This is a genomic window from Pseudomonas sp. R32 (genome assembly GCF_009866705.1).
Lineage (GTDB): Bacteria > Pseudomonadota > Gammaproteobacteria > Pseudomonadales > Pseudomonadaceae > Aquipseudomonas > Aquipseudomonas donghuensis.
In genome coordinates, this window is sequence record NZ_CP019396.1 from 3,224,730 (window position 1) to 3,249,392 (window position 24,663).

General features: G+C 64.2%; 15 protein-coding genes. 10 read left to right on the forward strand and 5 right to left on the reverse strand.

The features are described 5' to 3' along the window. The first annotated feature begins 57 nt into the window (after positions 1–57). The 9 genes from PspR32_RS26180 (at position 58) to PspR32_RS14965 (ending at position 13,654) form a co-directional block, all read left to right on the forward strand. Positions 58–225 (forward strand): DUF6026 family protein, encoded by a 168-nt coding sequence (locus PspR32_RS26180; RefSeq protein ID WP_010223732.1) that lies wholly within the window; start codon positions 58–60, stop codon positions 223–225. 455 nt (positions 226–680) lie between these two features. After that, complete coding sequence (gene glgA, locus PspR32_RS14930) at positions 681–2,240, forward strand: glycogen synthase GlgA (protein WP_010223733.1); 1,560 nt, start codon at positions 681–683, stop codon at positions 2,238–2,240. A 16-nt stretch (positions 2,241–2,256) separates the two neighbouring features. Next, a complete protein-coding gene (gene treZ, locus PspR32_RS14935; protein ID WP_232531736.1) occupies positions 2,257–4,035 on the forward strand; it encodes a malto-oligosyltrehalose trehalohydrolase in 1,779 nt (592 codons plus the stop codon). Beyond that, positions 4,028–6,100: a 4-alpha-glucanotransferase gene (malQ, locus tag PspR32_RS14940; protein WP_036995197.1), complete on the forward strand. Its 2,073-nt coding sequence runs from the start codon at positions 4,028–4,030 to the stop codon at positions 6,098–6,100. Before treZ ends, malQ begins: the two co-directional genes overlap by 8 nt. Beyond that, the gene (locus PspR32_RS14945; RefSeq protein WP_159388794.1) at positions 6,097–8,862 is read left to right on the forward strand and encodes a malto-oligosyltrehalose synthase; all 2,766 of its coding nucleotides are present in this window, start codon (positions 6,097–6,099) and stop codon (positions 8,860–8,862) included. Before malQ ends, PspR32_RS14945 begins: the two co-directional genes overlap by 4 nt. Positions 8,863–8,880: 18 nt before the next feature. Continuing rightward, positions 8,881–9,132: a DUF2934 domain-containing protein gene (locus PspR32_RS14950; RefSeq protein WP_010223739.1), complete on the forward strand. Its 252-nt coding sequence runs from the start codon at positions 8,881–8,883 to the stop codon at positions 9,130–9,132. A gap of 119 nt (positions 9,133–9,251) precedes the next feature. Further along, the gene (gene glgX / locus PspR32_RS14955) at positions 9,252–11,414 is read left to right on the forward strand and encodes a glycogen debranching protein GlgX (protein ID WP_159388795.1); all 2,163 of its coding nucleotides are present in this window, start codon (positions 9,252–9,254) and stop codon (positions 11,412–11,414) included. Positions 11,415–11,457: 43 nt separating this feature from the next. Further along, entirely contained in the window at positions 11,458–12,273 is an 816-nt protein-coding gene (locus tag PspR32_RS14960) for an endonuclease/exonuclease/phosphatase family protein (protein WP_249684659.1), read from the forward strand. A gap of 310 nt (positions 12,274–12,583) precedes the next feature. Beyond that, on the forward strand, positions 12,584–13,654 hold the full coding sequence (locus tag PspR32_RS14965) for an autotransporter domain-containing protein (RefSeq protein WP_159388796.1): 1,071 nt from the start codon (positions 12,584–12,586) through the stop codon (positions 13,652–13,654). A gap of 96 nt (positions 13,655–13,750) precedes the next feature. Here PspR32_RS14965 and glgB read toward each other — a convergent pair whose 3' ends face one another. The 5 genes from glgB to PspR32_RS14990 form a co-directional block, all read right to left on the reverse strand. Then, entirely contained in the window at positions 13,751–15,961 is a 2,211-nt protein-coding gene (glgB, locus tag PspR32_RS14970; protein ID WP_100783336.1) for a 1,4-alpha-glucan branching protein GlgB, read from the reverse strand. Next, a complete protein-coding gene (gene treS / locus PspR32_RS14975; protein ID WP_100783335.1) occupies positions 15,962–19,273 on the reverse strand; it encodes a maltose alpha-D-glucosyltransferase in 3,312 nt (1,103 codons plus the stop codon). It lies immediately after the preceding gene. A 13-nt stretch (positions 19,274–19,286) separates the two neighbouring features. After that, a complete protein-coding gene (locus PspR32_RS14980; protein ID WP_036995202.1) occupies positions 19,287–21,311 on the reverse strand; it encodes an alpha-1,4-glucan--maltose-1-phosphate maltosyltransferase in 2,025 nt (674 codons plus the stop codon). Between the two features lie 69 nt (positions 21,312–21,380). Beyond that, positions 21,381–21,524, reverse strand: a complete 144-nt coding sequence (locus PspR32_RS14985; protein WP_158467532.1) for a hypothetical protein — start codon at positions 21,522–21,524, stop codon at positions 21,381–21,383. Between the two features lie 45 nt (positions 21,525–21,569). Next, positions 21,570–23,243, reverse strand: coding sequence for an AMP-binding protein (locus PspR32_RS14990; protein WP_036995203.1), 1,674 nt, complete (start codon positions 23,241–23,243; stop codon positions 21,570–21,572). 256 nt (positions 23,244–23,499) lie between these two features. Here PspR32_RS14990 and PspR32_RS14995 point away from each other — a divergent pair, with 256 nt between their 5' ends. Beyond that, a complete protein-coding gene (locus PspR32_RS14995) occupies positions 23,500–24,663 on the forward strand; it encodes an isovaleryl-CoA dehydrogenase (protein ID WP_010223751.1) in 1,164 nt (387 codons plus the stop codon).

The following is a 24,663-nucleotide window of genomic DNA, read 5'->3' on the forward strand; positions in this document are numbered from 1 at the left end:
CCGCCGATCCAGCAGCTACGCTGTTAGAAAAACGACCCACCCTATGCGAGGTGTGCAATGGGAACCCTTCTGCCAAAAATGCCTGCCCAGACCCTCTACGTGACGGTTCGCCGCGACGAGCTGCGTCGCCTCAAGGAGGAGCGCGACCAGTTGCAACAACAAGTCGCCCAACTGAATCTGCTCCTGCAGCAAGCCCAGGACGGCCAGGTGCCAACCCGCGCCTGACGATTAGCGTGGCGTACAGAAAATGGCCAGCAGTGGCCGATCAGCCGCCATCACTCCTCGCTGCCGCCGCACGCTGAACCTGCGCCATGACCTGCGGTCCAGGGGCAGCAGGTTTTCCCCTCTGCAAAAATGACCAGCGGGTCACATTTTTCACGATATCTCTCCTACACTCGGTACTCGGCCAGACATCGCCCGGAAAACTCGACTGAAATTAGTCGAAACTTCTGGAATTGCGGTAGGTCAGGAACTAAGTAGGCCATCGATTCCGCTTCAACGGACGCGGCCCACCCACCCCATATTGTCACCACGCCGTCGGCAGGATGCCGGCTTGCGTAGCGCTTGTGCGCTTGGCTTCGGGGCATGGAACGCAAGGCAACATCACTTACAGAGAACAGTATCGGTAAAGAAACAACAACGGGCGCCCACGCCCGCACCACTTAGGGACGGAGAGACGTATGATCAGTGCCGCTGTCGAACCTCATGTAGAGCATTTCACCCCGGATACGCGTGAGCCGCTTGGAGCGGAGTTCACGCCGACAGCCAAGGCACTGGGTGCTGACCCCAGACATTCATCGCACAAACGCAAGGTGTTGTTCGTTACCTCGGAAATCGCCGACCTGGTCAAGACTGGCGGCCTGGGCGATGTCTCGGCGGCGCTGCCGCGGGCCATGCGCCATTTGCACGATGTGCGGGTGCTGATTCCCGGTTACCCGCAGGTGCTGGAGAGCGACAACCCGATCCACCTGGTGGGCGAGCTGGGCGGCCACGCGGCCTTGCCGCCGTGCAAGATCGGACGCATGGACCTGGCCGATGGCCTGGTCATCTATGTGTTGATCTGCCCCGAGCTGTACCAGCGCGAAGGCACCCCCTATGGTGCCAACAACGGTCGCGACTGGCCCGACAACCACATCCGCTTCGCCCGCCTGGGCCTGGCCGCCGCGGAAATCGCCGCCGGTGAAGGCATGGTCCACTGGAAGCCCGACCTGGTCCACGCCCACGACTGGCCGGCGGGCCTGGCCCCGGCCTATATGCACTGGCGCGGCCTGCAGACCCCGACCCTGTTCACCATTCACAACCTGGCCTACCAGGGCGTGGTCAGCCGCGCCTGCTGCCCGGAGCTGGCGATCCCCGATCATGCCCTGCAGCAGGAAGGCATGGAGTTCTATGGCAAGCTGTCGTTCCTCAAGGCCGGCCTCGCCTACTCCAGCCACATCACCACGGTCAGTGCCACCTACGCCCGGGAAATCACCACGCCGTCATTTGGCTGCGGGCTGGATGGCTTTCTTGCCAGCAAGGCCCAGCAAGGCCTGCTCAGCGGCATCCCCAACGGCATTGACGAAAGCTGGGACTCGGCCAGCGACCCGCACCTGGCCCACCCCTTCAGCCTCAACGACTGGCAAGGCAAGGCCGCCAACTCCCGGCAGGTCCGCGAACTGTTCGACCTCGAACCTTCGAGCGGGCCGCTGTTCGCCGTGGTTTCGCGCCTGGTGTATCAAAAGGGCCTGGACCTGACCCTGGGGGTGGCCGAATACATCGTGCGCCAAGGGGGCCAGATTGCGATCATCGGCCGTGGCGAACCGGAAGAAGAACAGGCCATGCGCGAACTTGCCCTGCGCCATCCCGGGCAGATTGGCGTGCGTATTGGCTTCAATGAAACCGATGCCCGACGCATGTTCGCCGGCAGCGACTTCCTCTTGATGCCATCACGCTACGAACCCTGCGGGCTGAGCCAGATGTACGCCCAGCGCTTCGGTTCACTGCCGGTGGCGCGTAACACCGGCGGCCTGGCCGACACCATCGAAAATGGCGTGACCGGCTTTCTGTTCGATGAGCCCACCGTCGACAGCTACCGCGAAGCCCTGGGCCGGGCGTTCTACGTGTACAGCAAAAAAAACCTGCTCAACGCCATGCGTTGCCTGGCCATGACCCAACCCTTCAACTGGTGCCAGGCTGTCGAGCCTTATGCCCGTCTCTACGAGGAACTGGTCGAAAACGCCCGTGCAACCCCACGCTGAACGCGAGGTGGCAGGTATGCCCTTTAGGTCACAGGAGCGCGCGACTCACGGGGCCGCGATGCTGGACAGCAACAGCGCCCGGTTTGCCCTCTGGGCTCCGGACGCGCAGCGGGTAGATGTCGAGTTCGCGTCGGGGCGGCGTGAAGTTTTGCCGGCACAGGCTGACGGTTGGTTCATCGGCCGGCTCGCGTGCCGCGCCGGTAGCCGTTATCGCTATCGCATCGACGGCAAGCTAAGCGTCGCCGACCCGGCGTCGCGCCACCAGCCCGAAGGCGTGCACGGCCCCAGCGCGCTGCTGGCCCCTGCCGCCTACCGCTGGCAGCACCCGGACTGGCACGGACGCCCCTGGCACGAAGCGGTCATCTACGAGCTGCACGTCGGCCTGTGCGGCGGTTATGCCGGAGTGATCGAACGCTTGCCAGCCCTGGCCGAACTGGGTATCACCGCGATCGAGCTGATGCCGGTCGGACAGTTTCCGGGCGAACGCAACTGGGGCTATGACGGCGTGCTGCCGTTTGCCCCGCAACACAGTTATGGCACCCCGATGCAACTGCGCGAATTGATTGACCAGGCCCACGGCCATGGCCTGATGGTCGTGCTCGATGTGGTCTACAACCATTTCGGCCCGGACGGCAATTATCTCGGCCAGTATGCCAGCGGATTTTTCCGCGAAGATCGCAAGACCCCCTGGGGCGCGGCGATCGATTTTCGCCGCCGCCAGGTGCGCGACTTCTTTATCGAAAACGCCCTGATGTGGCTGCAGGATTACCGCATCGACGGCCTGCGCCTGGACGCCGTGCACGCCATCGATGAGCCGGATTTTCTCGCCGAGCTGGCACGCCGGGTGCGCAATGACATCGCTCCCGGGCGTCAGGTGTGGCTGAGCCTTGAGAACGAACATAACCAGTCACACCTGCTCGAACAGGGCTTCGATGCGCAGTGGAACGACGATGGCCATAACGCCCTGCACGTGCTACTGACCGGTGAGCAGGAGGCGTACTACGCCGATTACAGCGAATCGACCATCGACAAACTGGCACGCTGCCTGAGCCAGGGCTTCGTCTTCCAGGGCCAGCCCGACCGCAACGGCCGCCCCCGCGGCGAGCCCAGCGGCCATTTGCCGCCTACCGCCTTTGTACTGTTCCTGCAGAACCACGACCAGATCGGCAATCGCGCATTCGGCGAGCGCCTCAACCAGCTGTGCCCGCTACCCGCCTTGCGGGCCGCCACCACCCTGTTGCTGCTGGCACCGATGATCCCGCTGCTGTTCATGGGCGATGAATGGGGCTGCGAGCAACCTTTCGTCTTTTTTACCGATCATCACGACGAACTCGCCGATGCCGTGCGCGCAGGCCGGCGGGCCGAGTTCGCCAGTTTTGCCGCCTTTGCCGACGCCGCGACCCGGGCGCGGATTCCCGACCCCAACGCCGTCACCACCTTCAACGCCTCAAGGCCGCGCCCGCCCCAATCGCGCCAGCAACCCTGGCTACAGTTATACCGTGAACTGCTGGCCCTGCGCGCCCGGCACATCGCCCCGCACCTGCCTGGTATCCGCGCCCTCGGTGCCCGGGTGCTGGGGCCGCAGGCCCTGAGTGTGCGCTGGCAGCTGAAAAGCGGCGGCGTGCTGCGTATCGACCTGAACCTTGGCCCGACCTCGCAACGTGCCGACCTGCCCGATAACGCTGCGCGACTGTTCACCTGCAGCGAGGCTTGCGTCGGCACTACGCACCTGCCGCCCTACACCACCCTGGTCAGCCTGATGCCGACCACCCCAGCGGAGCCTGCCCATGACTGACCCTCGCTTGCAGCAACTGGCCGAACTGGCGGGCCTGGCCGTGGACTGGATCGACGCCAACGGCCGCGCCCAGCGGGTCAGCGACCCGGCGCTGCAGCGGGTGCTGGCCGGGCTTGGCCATCCGGCCGATAGCGTCGAGGCGATCGAAGCCAGCATCCAGGCCCTGCTCAGTGCCCACGATGCCCGCCACCTGCCGCCGCTGTTGACCGTTGACCAACACCAGCCACTGGAGCTGGCAGGCTATTTCCCGGCGTCGATGCCGTGCCGGGTGCTGCTTGAGGATGGCAGCGAACAACAGCTGCAGTTGGATGACCAGGCCAGGCTTGCCGGTAGCTTGCCTATCGGCTATCACCAGGTGCAGATCGACCAGCAGCACTTCACCCTGGCCGTAGCGCCCGCACGCTGCTACAGCATTGCCGATGCCCTCGGCACACCAACACCGCGCTGCTGGGGGCTGAGCGCCCAGTTGTACAGCCTGCGTCGCCCCAACGACGGCGGCTATGGCGACTGCCTGGCCCTCGAAGCCCTGGTGCGCAGCGCCGCCGAACGTGGCGCCGATGCCCTGGCGATCAGCCCGCTGCACGCCATGTTCGCCAGCGACACCCAGCGCTACAGCCCTTACTCGCCGTCCAGCCGGCTGTTTCTCAACAGCCTGTATGCCAGCCCCGCGGCGCTGCTGGGGGACCGCGCGGTGCGCATGGCCATTGAGGCTTGTCAGTTGCACGACCCGCTTGAGCAGCTTGAACTATTGCCACTGATCGACTGGCCGCAGGCGGCGTCGTTTCGCCAGCGCCTGCTGCGCGCGCTGTATCGCGACTTCATCGCCGCTGAGCACCCGTTGTTCGCCGATTTCAGCAGCTATCGCCAGCACGCTGGGCCCGCACTGGAGCGCCACTGCCGCTTCGAGGTGCTGCTCGAGCATGCGCTCAAACGCGATATCGGCCAGGACTGGCGCGGCTGGCCCGCCGCCTGGCACGACCCGCATAGCCCGCAGGTGAGCGCCTTCGCCCGCCAGCACAGTGAGGAGGTGGAGTTTCACGCCTTCTGCCAATGGCTGATCGAACGCAGCCTGCAGCGCGCCCAGGATGCGGCGCGCAGCAACGGCATGAGCATCGGCCTGATCGCTGACCTGGCGGTGGGAGCCGACGGCGCCGGCAGCCAGGCCTGGAGCCGCCAGGACGAGCTGCTGGCGGGTCTGAATGTCGGCGCCCCGCCCGACATCCTCAACCGTACCGGGCAAAACTGGGGCATCTGCGCCTTCTCGCCCGAAGGCCTGCGGCGCAACGGCTACCGCGCCTTTATCGAAATGCTGCGAGCCAACTTCGCCCATGCCGGGGGCCTGCGCATCGATCATGTCATGGGCCTGCAACGCCTGTGGCTGATCCCGCAAGGCGCAAGCCCGGCCGAGGGTGCCTACCTGCACTACCCACTCGATGACCTGCTGCGCCTGCTCAGCCTTGAGTCAGTGCGACACCAGGCAATCGTGCTGGGCGAAGACCTCGGCACCGTCCCTGAAGGGCTGCGCGAGAAACTCGCCGCACGGGCGATCCTCGGCATGCGCGTGCTGCTGTTCGAACAGGACCCGCCCGGCCACTTCAAGCCCATCCTCGACTGGCCCGACAGCGCCCTGGCGACCACCAGCACCCATGACCTGCCGACGCTGGCCGGCTGGCTGGAGGCCCGCGATATTGACTGGAACCAGCGCCTGGCCCTGATCGACGGCATCACCGAACGCCACTGGCGCGAAACCCGCCAGCACGAGCGTCAGGGCCTGCGGCGGATCCTCGAACACAACTACGGCCAACCCCTGGCAGACAGCGACGCCCTGATCGATGCCAGCATCCGCTACCTCGGCCATACCCGCGCGCCGCTGGTGCTGGTCCCGCTGGAAGACCTGCTGGGCATCGATGAGCAACCCAACCTGCCGGGCACCACCAACAGCCACCCGAACTGGCGCCGGCGCTTTGCCCTGCCGGCCACTGCCCTGCTCGACGACGAGGACGCGGCGCGGCGCCTGGAGCTGCTGGCGCAGGCTCGCGAACAAGCCTGGGAGCGTGACCGATGAAAGCCCTGAGCGCCACCCTGCGCCTGCAGTTTCATGCTGACTTCAGCCTCGACGACGCCGCCGCGCTGGTGCCCTACTTCGCCCGCTTAGGGGTCAGCCACCTGTATGCCTCGCCGTTGCTGCGCGCCCGCCCCGGCTCGCGCCATGGTTACGATGTGGTCGACCCCGGCCAGGTCAGCCCGCAGCTCGGCGGCGAAGCGGCGCTGGTGCGGCTGGTGGCGGCGCTGCGCTTGCACGGCATGGGCCTGATCCTCGACATGGTGTCCAACCACATGGCGGTCGGCAGCGACAATCCCTGGTGGCAGGACCTGCTGGCCTGGGGCCGGCGCAGCCGCTATGCCGAATTCTTCGACATCCAGTGGCACTCGCCCGACCCGCTGCTCGAAGGCCAGTTGTTGCTGCCGTTTCTGGCCAGTGACTACGGTGCGATGCTGCAAGGCGGTGAAATCCCTCTGCAGTTCGATGCCGCTACTGGGCAGTTTCATATCCAGCATCACCACCACCGCTTTCCGATCTGCCCGGCCGACTACGGGGTGATTCTCGCCAATGGTGGCGCCGCCCTGCAGGCGCTGGGCGCACGCTTGGAGAGCCTGCGCACGGCTGCCGATGCGCCGGTGCGCGCCCGGCCGCTGCTGGCCGAGCTGGCCGCGCTGTCCAGGCAGCAGCCCCTGGACAATCTGCTCAGTGCATTCGACAGCCGCACGCCAGAAGGCTTCCAGCGCCTGCACGCGCTGCTCGAGCGCCAGCCCTATCGCCTGGCCAGCTGGCGCACCGCCGGCGACGACATCAACTGGCGGCGTTTCTTCGACGTCAACGAACTGGGCGGTTTGCGCGTGGAGCGCGCAGCGGTGTTCGAAGCGACCCACGGCAAGGTGTTCGAGCTGATCGGCCGCGGGCTGGTCGATGGGTTGCGCATCGACCACATCGACGGCCTGGCCGACCCGCGAGGCTACTGCCGCAAGCTGCGCCGCCGGGTCGACGGGCTGCTGGCCCAGCGCCCACTGGAGGCGGCACTGGAGCACTTTCCGATCTATGTCGAGAAAATCCTCGGCGCCGGCGAGCAATTGCACCGCGATTGGCACGTCGACGGCACCACCGGTTATGAGTTCATGAACCAGGTCTCGCTGCTGCAGCATGACCCGGACGGCGAAGGTGAACTGGCCGCGCTGTGGAGCGCACTCAGCGATCGCCCGGATTTTACCGAGGAAGTGCGCCTGGCCCGCCAGCAGATCCTCAATGGCAGCCTGGCCGGCGATTTCGAGTCGGTGGCCCAGGCATTGTTGCAGGTAGCCCGCGACGACCTGATGAGCCGCGACCTGACCTTCGGCGCCATCCGCCGCACCGTGCAGGCCCTGATCGAGCACTACCCGGTGTACCGCACCTACATCAATGCCTGCGGGCGCCCCAGCGAAGACGAAGCGTTTTTCCAGCAGGCCCTGCGTGGCGCTCGCCAGTGCCTGAGCGAAGCCGACTGGCCGGTGCTCGATTACCTGCAGCGCTGGCTCGGCGGCGAACCCTGGCGCCAGTTGCCGCCAGGCCGGCCACGCAAACACCGCCGTCATGCCTGCGTGCGCTTCCAGCAACTGACGTCACCCACCGCCGCCAAGGCCGTGGAAGACACCGCGTTATACCGTTCGGCTCTGCTGCTGTCGCGCAACGATGTCGGCTTTGATGCCGAGCGCTTCAGCGCCCCGGTCGAGGACTTCCATCAGCACTGCAGCGAGCGCCTGGAGCAGTTCCCGGACAACCTGCTCACCACCGCCACCCATGACCATAAACGCGGCGAAGACACCCGCGCGCGCCTGGCGGTGCTGAGCGAGCGCAGCAGCTGGTTTGCCAGCCGGGTCGAACACTGGCGCGAACTTGCCAGCCCCTTGCGCTGCACCCTGGCCGACGGTGAGGCGCCTGGCGCCGGTGATGAACTGCTGTTGTATCAGACCCTGCTCGGCAGCTGGCCGCTGGAGCTCGACGAGAACGATCCGTTGGCCCTGGAAGCCTTTGCCGAGCGCCTGCGCCAATGGCAGCGCAAAGCCCTGCGCGAAGCCAAGCTGCGCAGCAGCTGGAGCGCACCGAACGAGGCCTACGAGCAGGCCTGCCTGGACTTTATCGATACCCTGCTGCTGGAGCGCGCCAGTCAGCAGTTGCGCCATTCCCTGGCCGAGGCGGCGCAAGCGATCGCCTGCCCGGGGGCCCTCAACAGTTTGGCCCAATGCCTGCTGCGCATGACTGCGCCAGGGGTGCCCGACCTGTACCAGGGCAACGAATTCTGGGACTTGAGCCTGGTCGACCCGGACAACCGCCGGCCGGTGGATTTTGCCCGCCGCCGCCAGGCGCTGGGGGACGGCACCACAACGTCGCAACTGCTGCAGGACTGGCGCAGCGGTCGGGTCAAACAGGCGCTGATCAACCAGGTGCTGGAGTGGCGTCAACAGTACCCCCTGTTGTTCCTGCGCGGTCGCTACCTGCCCGTTGAAGTGCGCGGCAGGCACGCCGAGCGGGTCCTGGCGTTTGCCCGGGTGAGTGCCGACGAGCACGCCATTGTTGTCGTGCCACGCCTGGCCTGGGGCTTGCTTGCACAGTCGCCAATACCCCTGATCCCGGCACAGAACTGGGACGATACCCGGCTGATCCTGCCGTTTGCCTTGTCGCCTGCCAATTGCTCGGGACTGTTTGCCACAGGCGCAGTCTCAGCCTCACAGGAGCTGTGGCTGAGTACTGCACTCAAGGAGTTTCCGGTCAATCTGTTCATTGAACATCATTAAGTCCTCAGGAGCGTCGAGATGAGTGTCGAAGAAAAACGTATCCGTGAATTCGCCTATCAGATCTGGGAATCGGAAGGCCGGCCCGAAGGCCAGGAGCAGCGCCATTGGGACATGGCGCGCAAGCTCGCCGAAGCCGAAGCGCTGGCGCCCAAGGTGACACCGCGCAAACCCGCCAAGGCGCCGCCGGCCAGCACCGGCAAGGCCAAGCCGGCCGGCGCTACGGCGGCGCCGAAGAAGCCCAGGGCTGCCAAGAAGCCGCCGCTGGCTTAAGCCGTTGAAAGCATCGCTGGCAAGCCAGCTCCCACAGGGGCTGCTTGCACCGAATCCTGTGGGAGCCGGCTTGCCGGCGATGGGCTGCAGAGCAGTCCCAGCCTCATCAAGGAGCACAAATGACCATCCGCAAAGCCAAGCCCGCCGCCGAAGTCCACCCCGAACCCTCGCGCATCCGTGAAGGCCTGCCCTTCCCCCTGGGCGCCACCTGGGATGGGCTGGGGGTCAACTTCGCGCTGTTCTCGGCCAATGCCACCAAGGTCGAGCTGTGCCTGTTCGATGCCAGCGGCGAGGTCGAGCTCGAGCGCATCGAGCTGCCGCAATACACCGACGAGATCTTCCACGGCTACCTGCCCGACGCCCACCCCGGGCAAATCTATGGCTACCGGGTGCACGGCCCCTACGCCCCGGAAAACGGCCACCGTTTCAACCCCAACAAACTGCTGATCGACCCCTATGCCAAGCAGTTGGTCGGCCGCCTGAAATGGTCCGAGGCACTGTTCGGCTACACCATCGGCCACCCTGATGGCGACCTCAGTTTCGATCAACGCGACAGCGCGCCGTTCGTGCCCAAGTGCAAGGTCATCGACCCGGCCTACACCTGGGGCCGCGACCAGCGCGTAGGCGTTCCCTGGGAGCGGACGATCCTCTACGAAGCCCACGTACGTGGCATCAGCATGCGCCACCCGGCAGTCCCCGAGGCCAACCGTGGCACCTTCGCCGGGCTGATGTGCGACGAACTGCTCGGCCATATCAAACAGCTGGGAGTGTCGTCGATCGAATTGCTGCCGATTCACGCCTTCGTCAACGACCAGCACCTGCTGCAAAAGGGCCTGAACAATTATTGGGGCTACAACAGCATTGCCTTCTTTGCCCCGCACCCGCGTTACCTGGCCAACGGCAAGATCGCCGAATTCAAGGAGATGGTCGCACACCTGCATGACGCCGGCCTGGAGGTGATCCTCGACGTGGTCTACAACCACACGGCCGAGGGCAATGAGCTGGGCCCGACCCTGTCGATGCGCGGCATCGACAATGCCTCCTACTACCGCCTGATGCCCGACGACAAGCGCTTCTACGTCAATGATTCCGGCACCGGCAACACCCTCGACCTCAGCCACCCCTGCGTGCTGCAGCTGGTGACCGATTCGCTGCGCTACTGGGCCGGGGAAATGCACGTGGACGGTTTTCGCTTTGACCTGGCGACCATCCTCGGCCGTTATCACCAGGGCTTTGACGAGCGCCACAGTTTTCTTGTCGCCTGCCGTCAGGACCCGTTGCTCAGCCAGGTGAAACTGATTGCCGAGCCCTGGGATTGCGGCCCCGGCGGTTACCAGGTGGGCAACTTCGCTCCCGGCTGGGCGGAATGGAATGACCGCTTTCGCGATACCGTGCGCGCCTTCTGGAAAGGCGACGAAGGCCAGCTGGCCGACTTTGCCGCGCGCATGACCGCCTCCGGCGAGCTGTTCAACCGCCGCGGGCGCAGGCCCTATGCTTCGATCAACTTCATCACCGCCCACGACGGTTTCACCCTGCGCGACCTGGTGTCGTACAACGACAAGCACAATGAGGACAACGACGAAGACAACCAGGATGGCAGCAACAACAACCTGTCCTGGAACCACGGCGTCGAGGGCCCCACCGACGACCCCGAAATCAAGGCCCTGCGCCTGCGCCAGATGCGCAACTTGTTCGCCACCCTGCTGTTGGCCCAGGGTACGCCGATGATCGTTGCCGGTGACGAATTCAGCCGCACCCAGCACGGCAACAACAACGCCTATTGCCAGGACAGTGAGATCGGCTGGGTCAACTGGGAGCTGGACGACGACGGCGCCGCGCTGCTCAAGTTCGTCAAGCGCCTGACCACGTTGCGCCTGACTTACCCGGTGCTGCGCCGTTCGCGTTTTCTGGTCGGCGACTACAATGAGGCGATCGGGGTCAAGGATGTCACGTGGCTGGCGCCGGACGCCAGCGAAATGAGCGTCGAGCAATGGCAGGACGCCCACGGGCGCTGCCTGGGCATGCTCATGGATGGCCGCGCCCAGGTCAGTGGCATCCTGCGCCCGGGGGCCGACGCCACCTTGCTGCTGATCGTCAACGCTCATCACGACACGGTGGCCTTCACCCTGCCCGGCGTGCCGGAGGGCGAATACTGGAACTGCCTGGTCGACACCGACCGGCCGCACCTGCGCAAAGACGAGCAGCATGCCTTTGCCAGCGAGTTTCAGGTCAGCGGTCGCTCGCTGGTGTTGCTCGAGCTGTACCGTGACGACGATGCGTGACTGCCGGGGAACTGCACGTACCCCGGCAAGTCCGATGCTATAGATGGGTCGAACAGGAGTCACCGTGAGCGCTGAATCGGACACCCGCCATACAGCTACCGCCCGCCAGGCTGCAGCGGTCAAGCGCCTGCAGGTGCTGACCGTCAACACCCACAAGGGTTTTACCGCCTTTAACCGCCGCTTCATCCTCCCCGAACTGCGCGAAGCGGTGCGCAGTACCCGCGCCGACATTGTGTTTCTTCAGGAAGTGCTCGGTTCCCACGACCGGCATGCCGCACGCTACGCCAGTTGGCCGCCGACTTCGCAGTACGAATTTCTGGCCGACAGTATGTGGAGCGATTTCGCCTACGGTCGCAACGCCGTGTACCCGGACGGCCATCACGGCAATGCGCTGTTGTCCAAGTACCCGATCATCGAGCACCGTAATCTCGACGTGTCGATTACCGGCCCCGAGCGCCGCGGTTTGCTCCATTGCGTGCTGGATGTACCCGGACAGCGCGAGGTGCATGCCATTTGCGTGCACCTGTCGTTGCTCGAAAGCCATCGGCAACAACAGCTGCAGTTGCTGCGCCGGCTGCTCGATTCGCTGCCGGCCGATGCCCCGGTGATCATCGCCGGCGACTTTAACGACTGGCAACTGCGTGGCAATCGCACCCTCAACCTGCACCGCGACCTGCACGAAGCCTTCGAGCGCCATCATGGCCTGCTCGCCCGCACGTACCCCGCGCGCCTGCCGCTGTTGCGCCTGGACCGCATCTACCTGCGCAACGCCAATAGCCATGCCCCGCAAATCCTCGGCAACAAGCCCTGGAGCCACCTCTCCGATCATCTGCCATTGGCGGTGGAAGTGCAGCTTTAGCAATCATTCGGCATAGCCGTGACGCTGGAAAGAGCAGTTGCGGCTATCGAATGTGAATTTTTGTTTTATTTCAATGTATTGCCACCACTAATAGTTTGATAACAGTTATTTCACGCTTTCTTGACGCCCGCCCGCTCCTCTCCTTAGCTAGAAGTAATGCAGCAATTGCAGATTCCATTCCGAGCCTCTAGCGCGCGCTTTTCAGCGCGCGGCAGGGACCGGTTTGCTGGTTTGGGTCGCCCTCTGGTTTTGCCTTACAGCCCGTGACATCAGGCCAGAACCCTGGCTATAAAAACAGAGGATATCCGCTATGAAAAAAACTCCGAATCCTACGGGCTTTGAGTATGTTTTCTATGCGGTTTCCACGTCGCTGCTACTGGCAACCCCGTTGGAAACCCATGCATTGGGCCTGGAGGATAACGAACCGTTCAGCAACCTGGTGCAGGCTCAGCCTGTACTCTCGCTCAACCCGGTCAGCACCAGCGGCCTGGGCCTGAGCACCCTCGGGGCGTTTTCCGAGCGCCTGGCCGAGCGCCACGCCCCGGCCGCGACCGACCCTATCGCCAGCCAGTGGGCGCAGTTTTTCCCGACCCCGGTCCGCACCCCGAGCCCGGAAGTCGACAACCTCGGCATATCGAACCAGAGTCTGCAGATCAGCCCGGACCTGTTCATTCGTGAAACCAGTGGCGGCAATACTCACCGTGCCGGTTTCTTTGTCGGCCACAGCAACCTGCAAAGCGGTTTTGACGGCCTGCGCAAACCCCAGGTCGGCAACAAGGAAAGCGTCCTCAACCTCGACGGACAAAGCCTGGGTGTGTACTGGAGCATGACCCACGATCAGGGCTGGCACCTGGATGCCGTGGCCATGGGCACTCGCTTCGATATCAATGGCCGCAGCGAAACCGGCCAGCGCCTGGATGGCAACGGCCATGCCCTGACCCTGTCGGTCGAAGGTGGCTACCCCATCAGCCTGGGTAACAACTGGACCCTCGAGCCGCAAGCACAGTTGATCAACCAGCAGTACTTTCCGGGCAGCCAGACCCAGACCGACACCCAGGAGGCGTTCGACCAGCAACCGAACTGGACCGGCCGGGTCGGTGCCAAGTTGTCTGCGCATTACAACGTACGCGGCATGCCGATCGAACCGTTCGTGCGCACCAACGTCTGGTATGACTTCTCCAACGCCGACACCCTGAGCCTGGACAAGGTCGACAAGATCAGCAGCGGGCGCAATTCCGCCACGGTCGAACTGGGCTTGGGCCTGGTGGCACGGGTAACGCCAAAGGTGGCGCTGTTTGTCAGTGCCGATTACAGCAGCAATGTCGATGACAATGACCTGAACGGGCTGATCGGCAACCTGGGGATCAGGGTACGGTGGTGATGCGAGCGCTTCGCGCTCGATCGCTGGCAAGGCCAGCTCCCACAGGTTCGCTGCATGCAGGCCCTTTGTGGGAGCCGGCCTTGCCGGCGATGGCAATCACTGCGGTCGCAGGATCAACACCCCCAACGGCGGCAGGTTCAACCCCAGCGACAACGGCTGGCCATGGCTGGGCAACGCCTGGCTGGCCACCTCGCCGAGGTTGCCGTAGTTGGACCCGGCATAGCCCTCGGCATCGCTATTGAACACCTCGGCCCAGCGCTCACCAAACGGCACACCGATGCGATAACCCTCGCGCGGCACCGGGGTGAAGTTGGCCACCACCAGCAGCGGCTCGCCGTCAGCGCTCCAGCGCAGCCAGGCATAGACGCTGTTGTGTGCATCATCGCCAATCAACCATTGAAAGCCCTGGGGCAGGCAGTCCTGCTCGTGCAAGGCACGCTCTTCGCGGTACAGGCGGTTGAGGTCGCTGACCAGGCGCTGCACGCCCAGGTGCTCGGGGTACTTGAGCAGATACCAGTCCAGCTCGCTGTCGTGGTTCCACTCGCGCCACTGGCCGAACTCGCAGCCCATGAACAGCAGCTTCTTGCCCGGATGGGTCCACATGAAGGTCAGGTAGGCGCGCAGGTTGGCGAACTTCTGCCAGCGATCGCCGGGCATCTTGTCGATCAGCGAGTGCTTGCCGTGCACCACTTCGTCATGGGAGATCGGCAGGATGAAATGCTCGGAATAGGCATAGATCAGGCCGAAGCTCATCTCGTTGTGGTGATAGGTGCGATGGATCGGGTCGTTCTGGATGTAGTGCAAGGTGTCGTGCATCCAGCCCATGTTCCACTTGTAGGCAAAGCCCAGGCCGCCCTGCTGGGTCGGCTGGCTGACGCCCGGCCAGGCCGTGGACTCTTCGGCGATCACCAGGGCACCGGGGGCTTCCAGCGCCACCACGTCGTTGAGGTGACGCAAAAAGTCGATGGCTTCGAGGTTCTCGCGCCCGCCATGGCGGTTGGGCACCCACTCCCCGGCCTTGCGTGAATAATCGCGGTAGAGCATCGAGGCGACAGCATCCACCCGCAGGCCATCGATATGAAAGTGCTTGAGCCAGTGCAGCGCCGAAGCCAGCATGAAGCCGTGCACTTCGGTACGGCCGAGGTTGTAGATCAGCGTATCCCAGTCCTGATGGAAGCCCTCCAGCGGGTTGTCGTACTCGTACAGCGCGGTGCCGTCGAAACGCACCAGGCCGTGGCTGTCGGTGGGGAAATGCGCCGGCACCCAATCAAGGATCACGCCGATGCGCGCCTGGTGGCAGGCGTCGATAAAGGCGGCAAAATCCTCGGCCGTGCCATAGCGCGCGGTGGGCGCGAACATCGACAGCGGTTGATAGCCCCAGGAGCCGCCAAAGGGGTGCTCCATGATCGGCATCAGCTCGATATGGGTAAAGCCCAGCTGCAGGATATAAGGCACCAGGCGCTCGGCCAGTTCGCGCCAGTTGTAAAAACGCGCCACTTCGCCGTTGTCGTCCAGCTCGCATTGCCAGGAGCCAGCGTGCAGCTCGTAGATCGACAGCGGCGCATGGGTGGCCTGGCGCTCGCCACGCTGCTGCATCCAGTCCTGGTCCTGCCAGTCGTGGGCCAGGGGACCTGCGACCCTCGAGGCGGTGCTTGGCGGCAGTTCCGTAGCGCGAGCCAGCGGGTCGGCCTTGAGCGGCAGGATGCCTTCGCGCCCGAGCACTTCATACTTGTAAGCTTCGCCGGCCTGCAGGCGCGGCACGAACAGCTCCCAGACCCCGGACGGGTGGCGCAGGCGCATGGGGTGTCGGCGCCCGTCCCAATTGTTGAAATCACCCACCACCGACACCCGCCGGGCATTCGGTGCCCACACTGAAAAGCGCACGCCGTCGACGCCTTCGACCTTCACCGGTTGCGCGCCCATGGCCCCGGACAGGTCGCGATGATTGCCCTCGGCGAACAGATAAAGGTCCATGTCGCCGAGCACCGGCCCGAAGCTGTAAGGGTCTTCGGTGACCTGCTCACCGCCGGCCCAGTTGATCTGCAACAGGTACGGCTGTTGCTCCGCCAGACGGGTGATGAACAACCCCGGTACCGGGCCCTGCTCCAGCACGGCCAGGACACGACTGTCGTCGCGCGCCAACACCCGCACGTTCAGGGCATTGGGCAAATAGGCGCGGACAAACTGGCCTCCGGCACCATCCGGGTGCGGACCGAGCACCGCGAACGGGTCGGCGTGTTCGGCGTTTACCAGGGCGTCGATATCACGCTGCCCCAGCCCGCCTTCCTCGCGCTTGCGTTGAGTCATTTACTGCTCTCCCCAGGTACTGATCAGACCATGCAGGCCATGCAAAGGCACAGCCAGCCAATGCGGACGGTTCTCGGCTTCGTAGAGGATTTCATAGGCGGCCTTCTCGAGCGTGAACAACGCCAGCGCCGCCTGCTCGCCGTCGCCGTGCTCCCAGGCATGGGGCATGGCCGCGCTGGCCAGGCCATAGGCTTCGATGAAGGCATGCCGGGCCTGGTGCAGGTAACGGCGGGCAACACGTTGACGGGCCTGACGGGCAGCCTCGGAAAGGTCGACAGCAGAAGCACTGCGCAGCACCATCGCTGCAGCATAGTCGAAGGAGCGCAGCACGCCGCTGACATCCTTGTACGGGCTGTGTTTGGCCCGCCGCTGTTGCAGCGGCCGCGCCGGCTCACCCTCGAAATCGATCAGGTAGGCGTCGCCCTGGACCACCAACACCTGGCCCAGGTGCAGGTCGCCGTGCACACGCATCAGCAGCCCGCCCAGCGCCTGCTTGCTCAGTTCGCCAATGTGCTCGAGCAGGCGCTTGCGCTGCTGTTGCAGGTCGTCGACCAGGGCCTGGCTGTCGCTGTCGAGGCTGGCGCGGTGTTCCTGCAGCAAGTCCAGGGCGCGGCTCAGCTGGGCGCTGATGTGCTTGTTCCAGGCCTGGCTGTCGCGCCGGTTGCTGGCCCGCGGCTGGAACGCAGGATCTGCGCTGGGCGCGGCCAGCAGCAGGTGCATCTCACCCAGGCGCTGCCCCAGCAAGGCGGCGAAATCGGCCAGGTCCTGCAGGGCATCGGTGTGCACGTCCTGGTCCTTGCTCGAAGGCTCCATCTCGTCACGAATGGCCCGTTCCAGGTTGTTCTGGGTCCAGTCCCAGGCGTCGCCCTGGTTGCTCAGGTAGCCCTGGGCGATCATCAGCAGGTGCGGCTGCGCCTGATCATCCACGCGGCTCACCCACGCCAGCAGCGGCGAAATGTTGGCAAAGCCGGCGGCGCTCAGGTAGGCGCTCATTTCCAGCTCCGGGTGCACCCCGGGGTTGACCCGGCGGATCAGCTTGAGCACCAGGCTGCCACCGACCACCACCGAGCTGTTGGACTGCTCGGCGCTCAGGTAGCGCACTTGAGCGTCCTCACCCAGGTTCAAGGCCGCCAGTTGCCCGCTGGCCTCGAAACGCAGCTCACCTTCGCCGCACGGCAAGCGCAGGCCATCCTTGCAGCCGGCAAGCACCGCGCGCACGAAACTTTCCAGGACAAAACCGTCGGTAATCAAGCCCACCTGGCGACCGCGGCGAACCCGCGCCAAGGCCAGCTGCTGCGGCGCCGGGCTGTTGAGGTGCTCTTCGGCGATCAGGCCGAACGGCAGTTGATAGCGACTGCTCCGACCGCCGCCCTGCACCACGATCTCGCTGAGCAACACCGGGCTGGTGGGCGCGCCGAAGCGCACGCCATAGGCGATCTGCACGTGTTCGATCACGGTTTCCTTGCCGGCAAACCAACGGCGCTTGGGCAGGTACTGCGGCAACACACTGTCTTGCAGGATGGCCCGCGACGGCGCCTCCAGCAGTTCCTCCATACGCTTTTTCAACACCAGCGTAGTGAACTCCGGCAGGCTCTGGGCCGGCTCGACGTGCCAACTGGGCATCTGATCCTTGTCAGCCAGCAGGAACCAGTAAAAGCCATAGGGCGGCAAGGTCAGCAGGAACGGCAACTGGCCGATCGGCGGAAAGGCACTGCCGCCGAGCATCTCCACCGGCACCTTGTCGGCATACTGCTGAAGTTCGAGCTCTGCCGCTTGTGCGGCGCGCGAGACGTTGGCCACGCAGAGGATGATCTCGGTCTTGCCATCGGTGCCGGTGTACTCGCGCAGATAGGCCAGGATCCGCCGGTTGCTCGGCGACAGCATTTTCAGCGTGCCGCGGCCAAAGGCCTTCTGCTGCTTGCGCACCGCCAGCAAGCGCCGGTTCCAGTTCAGCAGCGAGTGCGGATCATGGGCCTGGGCTTCGACGTTGACCGACTGGAAGCCGTACAGCGGGTCCATGATCGGCGGCAGCACCAGGCGCGCCGGGTCCGCGCGGGAGAAACCGCCATTGCGGTCGATCGACCACTGCATGGGTGTGCGCACACCGTCGCGGTCCCCCAGGTAGATGTTGTCACCCATGCCGATCTCGTCGCCGTAATACAGGGTCGGGGTGCCGGGCATCGACAGCAGCAGGCTGCACAACAGCTCGACCCGGCGCCGGTCGCGTTGCAGCAGCGGCGCCAGGCGGCGGCGAATACCGAGGTTGATCCGCGCCCGGCGGTCCTCGGCGTAGTAGTTCCACAGGTAGTCGCGCTCACGGTCGGTGACCATTTCCAGGGTCAGCTCATCGTGGTTGCGCAAGAAGATCGCCCACTGGCAGTTGCTCGGAATCTCCGGGGTCTGGCGCAGGATATCGGTAATTGGAAAGCGGTCTTCCTGGGCCACGGCCATGTACATGCGCGGCATCAACGGGAAGTGAAAGGCCATATGGCACTCATCGCCCTGCCCTTCGCCAAAGTACAGCTGGGTGTCTTCCGGCCATTGATTGGCCTCGGCCAGGAGCATGCGGTCGGGGTAGTTGGCGTCGATTTCGGCGCGGATCTTTTTCAGCACCTGGTGGGTTTCGGGCAGGTTCTCGTTGTTGCTGCCGTCACGCTCGATCAGGTAAGGGATGGCGTCCAGGCGCAGGCCGTCGACGCCCAGGTCGAGCCAGTAGCGCATCACCCCAAGCACCGCCTTGAGCACCTGCGGGTTGTCGAAGTTGAGGTCCGGCTGGTGCGAGTAGAAGCGGTGCCAGAAGTACTGGCCGGCCACCGGGTCCCAGGTCCAGTTGGATTTCTCGCTGTCGAGGAAGATGATCCGCGTGCCGTCGTACTTCTGGTCGCTGTCGGACCACACATAAAAGTCCCGGGCCTTGCTCCCGGGCTTGGCGTGGCGGGCCTTCTGGAACCACGGGTGCTGGTCGGAGGTATGGTTGATGACAAGCTCGGTGATCACCCGCAAGCCGCGCGTGTGCGCCTGGGCGATGAAGCGCTTGACGTCGGCCAGGGTGCCGTAGTCGGGGTGCACCGCCTTGTACTCGGCGATGTCGTAGCCATCGTCACGGCGTGGCGAGGGGTAGAACGGCAGCAGCCACAGGGTGTTGACTCCAAGCTCGGCGATGTAGTCGAGTTTGGCGATCAGGCCGGGGAAGTCACCGATGCCGTCGTTGTTGGAGTCGAAGAAGGACTTGACGTGTACCTGGTAGATGATCGCGTCCTTGTACCACAGCGGATCATCGATAAAGGCGGCTGGGCGGATGCGCTTGGCCATGCTCGACTCCTTTCTAGTGGGCTTTTTCGATACGCCAGATTCCAAACGGCAGATGCCAGGGCTCGATGCGCATCCATTGGGTCTTGCCGTGCCAGGTCCAGCGATGGCCGCTCATCAGGTCTTCACCGAAGGTATCGGCATTGTCGTCCAGCCCCAGCTCCCACAGCGGCAGTTCGAAATGCGCTTCCTGGGCGTTGTGCGGGTCGAGGCTGACAGCGATGAGGACGAAGTTGTCGCGCTGGGCGGTGCGTTTGCCGAAGTACAGGATGTTGTCGTTCCAGGCGTGATAGAAGGCCACGCCCAGGTGGGTGTGCAAGGCCGGGTTCTGCCGGCGAATGCGGTTGAGCTGGGCGATTTCGGCAATGATGTTGCCGGGCTGGGTGAAGTCCCGCGGGCGGATCTGGTACTTCTCCGAATCCAGGTACTCCTCCTTGCCCGGCACCGGCGTCGCCTCGCACAGCTCGAAGCCCGAGTACATGCCCCAGAGGCCCGACCCCATGGTCGCCAGGGCGGCGCGGATGAGAAACCCGGCGCGCCCGGACTCATGCAGAAAGTACGGGTTGATGTCCGGCGTGTTGACGAAGAAGTTCGGCCGGTAGCAGTAGCACCACGGCGGCTGGTTGAGCTCTTCAAAATAGCTTTGCAGCTCGGCCTTGGTGTTGCGCCAGGTGAAGTAGCTATAGCTCTGGGAATAGCCGACCTTGCCCAGGCGCGCCATCATCGCAGGCTTGGTGAAGGCTTCGGCGAGGAAGATGACCTCTGGGTACTGGCTGCGCACATTGGCAATCAGCCAGTGCCAGAACGGCAAGGGCTTGGTGTGCGGGTTGTCGACCCGGAAGGTCTTGACCCCCTCCTTCACCCAGCCCACGACCACGTCGCGCAGGGCCAGCCACAAGGCCGGTACCGAATCGGCGGCGTAGAAGTCGACGCTGACGATGTCCTGGTATTTTTTCGGCGGGTTCTCGGCGTAGCGGATGCTGCCGTCCGGGCGCCAGGAGAACCAGCCCGGGTGCTCCTTGAGCCAGGGGTGGTCCTGGGAGCACTGGATGGCAAAGTCCAGGGCGATTTCCAGGCCATGCTCGGCAGCGGCAGCCACCAGCCGGCGAAAATCCTCGCGGCTGCCCAGTTGCGGGTGAATCGCCTCGTGCCCGCCTTCGGCGCCGCCAATCGCATAAGGGCTGCCCGGGTCATCCGGCTCGGCCTGCAAGGCGTTGTTGCGGCCCTTGCGGTAGCGCACGCCAATGGGGTGAATGGGCGGGAAGTACAATACGTCAAAGCCCATGTCGCGGATCATTGGCAGGCGTTCGTGCACATCATTGAAGGTGCCATGTCGCTCAGGGTCATCGGTGATCGAACGGGGAAACAGCTCGTACCAACTGGCGAACTGCGCCTGGAGGCGTTCGACTTCCAGCGGGTATTCGGGGCTGCGACTGAGGTAGGTACGATGCTCGGCCTCGGCCATCAACAGCGCGGTGTCCGGGTGCAGCAGCAAGGCCACCTGCTCATCGGCGGGCAGGCCCGGCAGCTGCTGGTGCAAGGCCTGCAGCTGGTCGCGCAAGGGGCCTCTGCTGCGACCGATATTGTGCTTGACCAGCAGCTGCCCTTCCTGCAGCTCCAGTGGCACCGCGACACCGGCGTTGAATTTCTTCTCCAGGTCATGGCAATAGGTGGCGAACGGGTCGATCCAGGCCTCGATGCTGAACAGGTGGCGGCCCTGCTCGCTGACGGTGAATTCGGCCTGCCACAGGTCATTGCCGGCAAACTGCATCGGCACGCAATGCCAGCGCCGGCTATGGGCCTGGCGCCAGTTGAGCATCACCGCCAGGGCATCATGGCCATCGGCATAGACCTTGCTGCTGACCTGCACCGGCTCGCCCACCACCGCCTTGACCGCAAACAGTCCGCCATCGAGTACCGGCACGGTGTTCTCGATCACGATCCGCGGTTCGAGCAAGGCCTGGGACAGGCTCAGGGCCTGGTCCGGGTGGTCGCTCGCCGAGGGCATGCGGTCGGTTTCGAAGGGCTCATCGCGGGTCATCGAACATTGCTCCGTTATGAAGTGACGGTAAAGGTTCGAGCGGGGGCGCGGCTTGGGGTTCAAAAAAAATCAGCAATTGGCCAAGGCCAGGGTAGGAATCCTGAGCAGGTCATGCACATTCCCATCGGTGCCGGTCAAACCGACGGTGCCGCCCACCGTGGGCGACTCGCCGAGTAACGAGCCGCCGGTGAAAGCGTAGACATCGCGGGGCAAGCCCGCTCCTACAATCTGTAGGAGCGGGCTTGCCCCGCGAAAAATTCAGCGCTTGATCAGCTCTGCAATGCTGATCTCACGCATGCGAAACTTCTGCACTTTGCCCGTCACCGTCATCGGGAACTCCTCGACAAAGCGGTAGTAACGCGGAGTCTTGAAGTGGGCAATGCGGCTCTTGCACCACTGTTGCAGTTCGATCTCGCTGGCGCTGTGGCCGGGGTGAAACTTGATCCAGGCGACGATCTCCTCGCCATAGCGCTCATCGGGAATACCGATCACCTGCACATCCGCCACCGCCGGGTGAGTGAAGAAGAACTCCTCGAGCTCTCGCGGATAGATGTTCTCGCCACCGCGAATGATCATGTCCTTGTTGCGCCCGGCAATGCACACATAGCCTGCCTCGTTCATGGTCGCCAGGTCGCCGGTGTGCATCCAGCCCGCCGGGTCGATAGCTTCGCTGGTGGCCGCCGGATTGCCCCAGTAACCGAGCATGACGCTGTAACCGCGGGTGCACAGCTCGCCAATCTGCCCGCGCGGCACAATGCAGCCCTGTTCATCGATGATCTTGCTCTCCAGTTGCGGCTGGGTCCGCCCGACCGTGGTCACGCGCAGTTCCAGGTCGTCATCGGGACCGGTCTGCATCGACACCGGGCTGGTTTCGGTCATGCCGTAGGCGATCTGCACCTCGCTCATGTGCATCTCGCCGATCACCCGGCGCATCACCTCGATCGGGCACGTGGCGCCGGCCATGATCCCGGTGCGCAGGCTCGACAGGTCCATCTCCGGCCGCTGCGGGTGGTCGAGCATGGCGATGAACATGGTCGGCACACCGTACAGGGTGGTGGCCTGCTCTTCAGCCACGCAACTGAGGGTCAGCAGCGGATCGAAAGCGTCGTTGGGGTAGATCATGGTACTGCCATGGGTGATGCAACCGAGGTTGCCCATGACCATGCCGAAGCAATGGTACAGCGGCACCGGGATCACCATGCGGTCGTGCTCGTCAAGGCCCAGGCTCTCGCCGACCATGTAGCCATTGTTGAGGATGTTGTAGTGGCTGAGCGTGGCGCCCTTGGGGAAGCCGGTGGTGCCGGAGGTGTACTGGATGTTCACCGGCTGGTCGAACTGCAGGCTTTGCTGACGGGCCTGGAACTCGGCCGGTTCGGTTTCACTGGCAAGCTCGGCCAGACGATCCCAGGGCAGAAAGCCCGCCGGCGGCTGCAGGTCGAGGCTGATCAGCCCGCGCAGCTCCGGCAAGCGCTCACTGCGCAGTTGCCCTGGTGTTTGCCGGGCCAGGTCCGGCAGCAATTCACCGAGCATGGCGTGGTAATCGGAGGTTTTGAAGGCACCGGCGCTGATCAACCACTGGCAGCCGGACTGTTTGAGTACATACTCAAGCTCGCTGGTGCGGTAGGCCGGGTTGATGTTGACGAGGATCACGCCGATCTTGGCACTGGCGAACTGGGCAATGCACCACTGCGCACAGTTGGGGGCCCAGATTCCTAAGCGATCGCCGGTTTTCAGCCCTAGCGCCATTAGCGCCCGGGCATGCAGGTCGACGCTGGCGGCCAGCGACTGCCAGGTATAACGCTGGTGCTGGTGGCGCACCACCAGTGCCTCCCGCGTGGCAAAACGCGACACGGTCCGGTCAAACGCCTGGCCGATGGTCATGGCCAGCAACGGCTTGTCCTGGCGGCCCTGGGTATAGCTCGGTTGATTCATGGCGGTCCCTTTTTGTGGTTGTTCTGGGAGCTGACTCAAGCGGGTCTTACTCTGGCCCAAATTTACGTTAACGTAAAGGTCATGACGAGATTGACAGCATCGGGCGGCAGGTTTACGTTAACGTAAAGGTTACAAGCCCATCGCTGGCAAGCCAGCTCCCACAGTGTTCGGTGCACTCGCTACTTGTGGGAGCTGGCTTGCCAGCGATGAGGGCAGACACCACACCCTGATCCAAGAACAAATAGAAGGTGCCAGCATGCGTTATCCGACCCTGAACTTCGCCCTGGGCGAAACCATCGACATGCTCCGCGACCAGGTCCAGTCCTTCGTCGCCGCTGAACTGGCGCCGCGCGCCGCGCAGATCGACCAGGACAACCTGTTCCCCGCCGACATGTGGCGCAAGTTCGGCGACATGGGCCTGCTCGGCATCACCGTCCCGGAAGAATACGGCGGCGCCGGTCTTGGCTACCTGGCCCACGTGGTGGCCATGGAAGAAATCAGCCGCGGCTCGGCCTCGGTCGCCCTCTCCTACGGCGCCCACTCCAACCTCTGCGTCAACCAGATCAACCGCAACGGCAACGCCGAGCAGAAAGCCAAGTACCTGCCCAAGCTGATCAGCGGCGAGCACATTGGCGCCCTGGCCATGAGCGAACCCAACGCCGGCTCCGACGTGGTGTCGATGAAACTGCGCGCCGAACAGCGCGGCGACCATTTCGTCCTCAACGGCAGCAAGACCTGGATCACCAACGGCCCCGACGCCAACACCTATGTGATCTACGCCAAGACCGACCTGGAAAAAGGCGCCCACGGCATCACCGCCTTTATTGTCGAGCGCGATTGGAAGGGCTTCAGCCGCAGCAACAAGTTCGACAAGCTCGGCATGCGCGGCTCCAACACCTGCGAGCTGTTCTTCGACAACGTCGAAGTGCCCAAAGAGAACATCCTCGGTGTGCTCAACGGCGGCGTAAAAGTGCTGATGAGCGGCCTGGACTACGAACGCGTAGTGCTTTCCGGCGGCCCGACCGGGATCATGCAAGCCTGCATGGACCTGGTCGTACCCTACATCCACGACCGCAAGCAGTTCGGCCAGAGCATCGGCGAGTTCCAGCTGATCCAGGGCAAGATCGCCGACATGTACACCCAGCTCAACGCCGGCCGCGCCTACCTGTACGCCGTGGCCCAGGCCTGCGATCGCGCCGAAACCACGCGCAAGGACGCCGCCGGGGTCATCCTCTATACCGCCGAGCGCGCCACCCAGATGGCCCTTGAGGCGATCCAGATCCTGGGGGGCAACGGCTACATCAACGAGTTCCCGGCCGGCCGCCTGCTGCGTGACGCCAAGCTCTACGAGATCGGCGCCGGTACCAGTGAGATCCGCCGGATGCTGATCGGCCGCGAACTGTTCAACGAAACCCGCTGA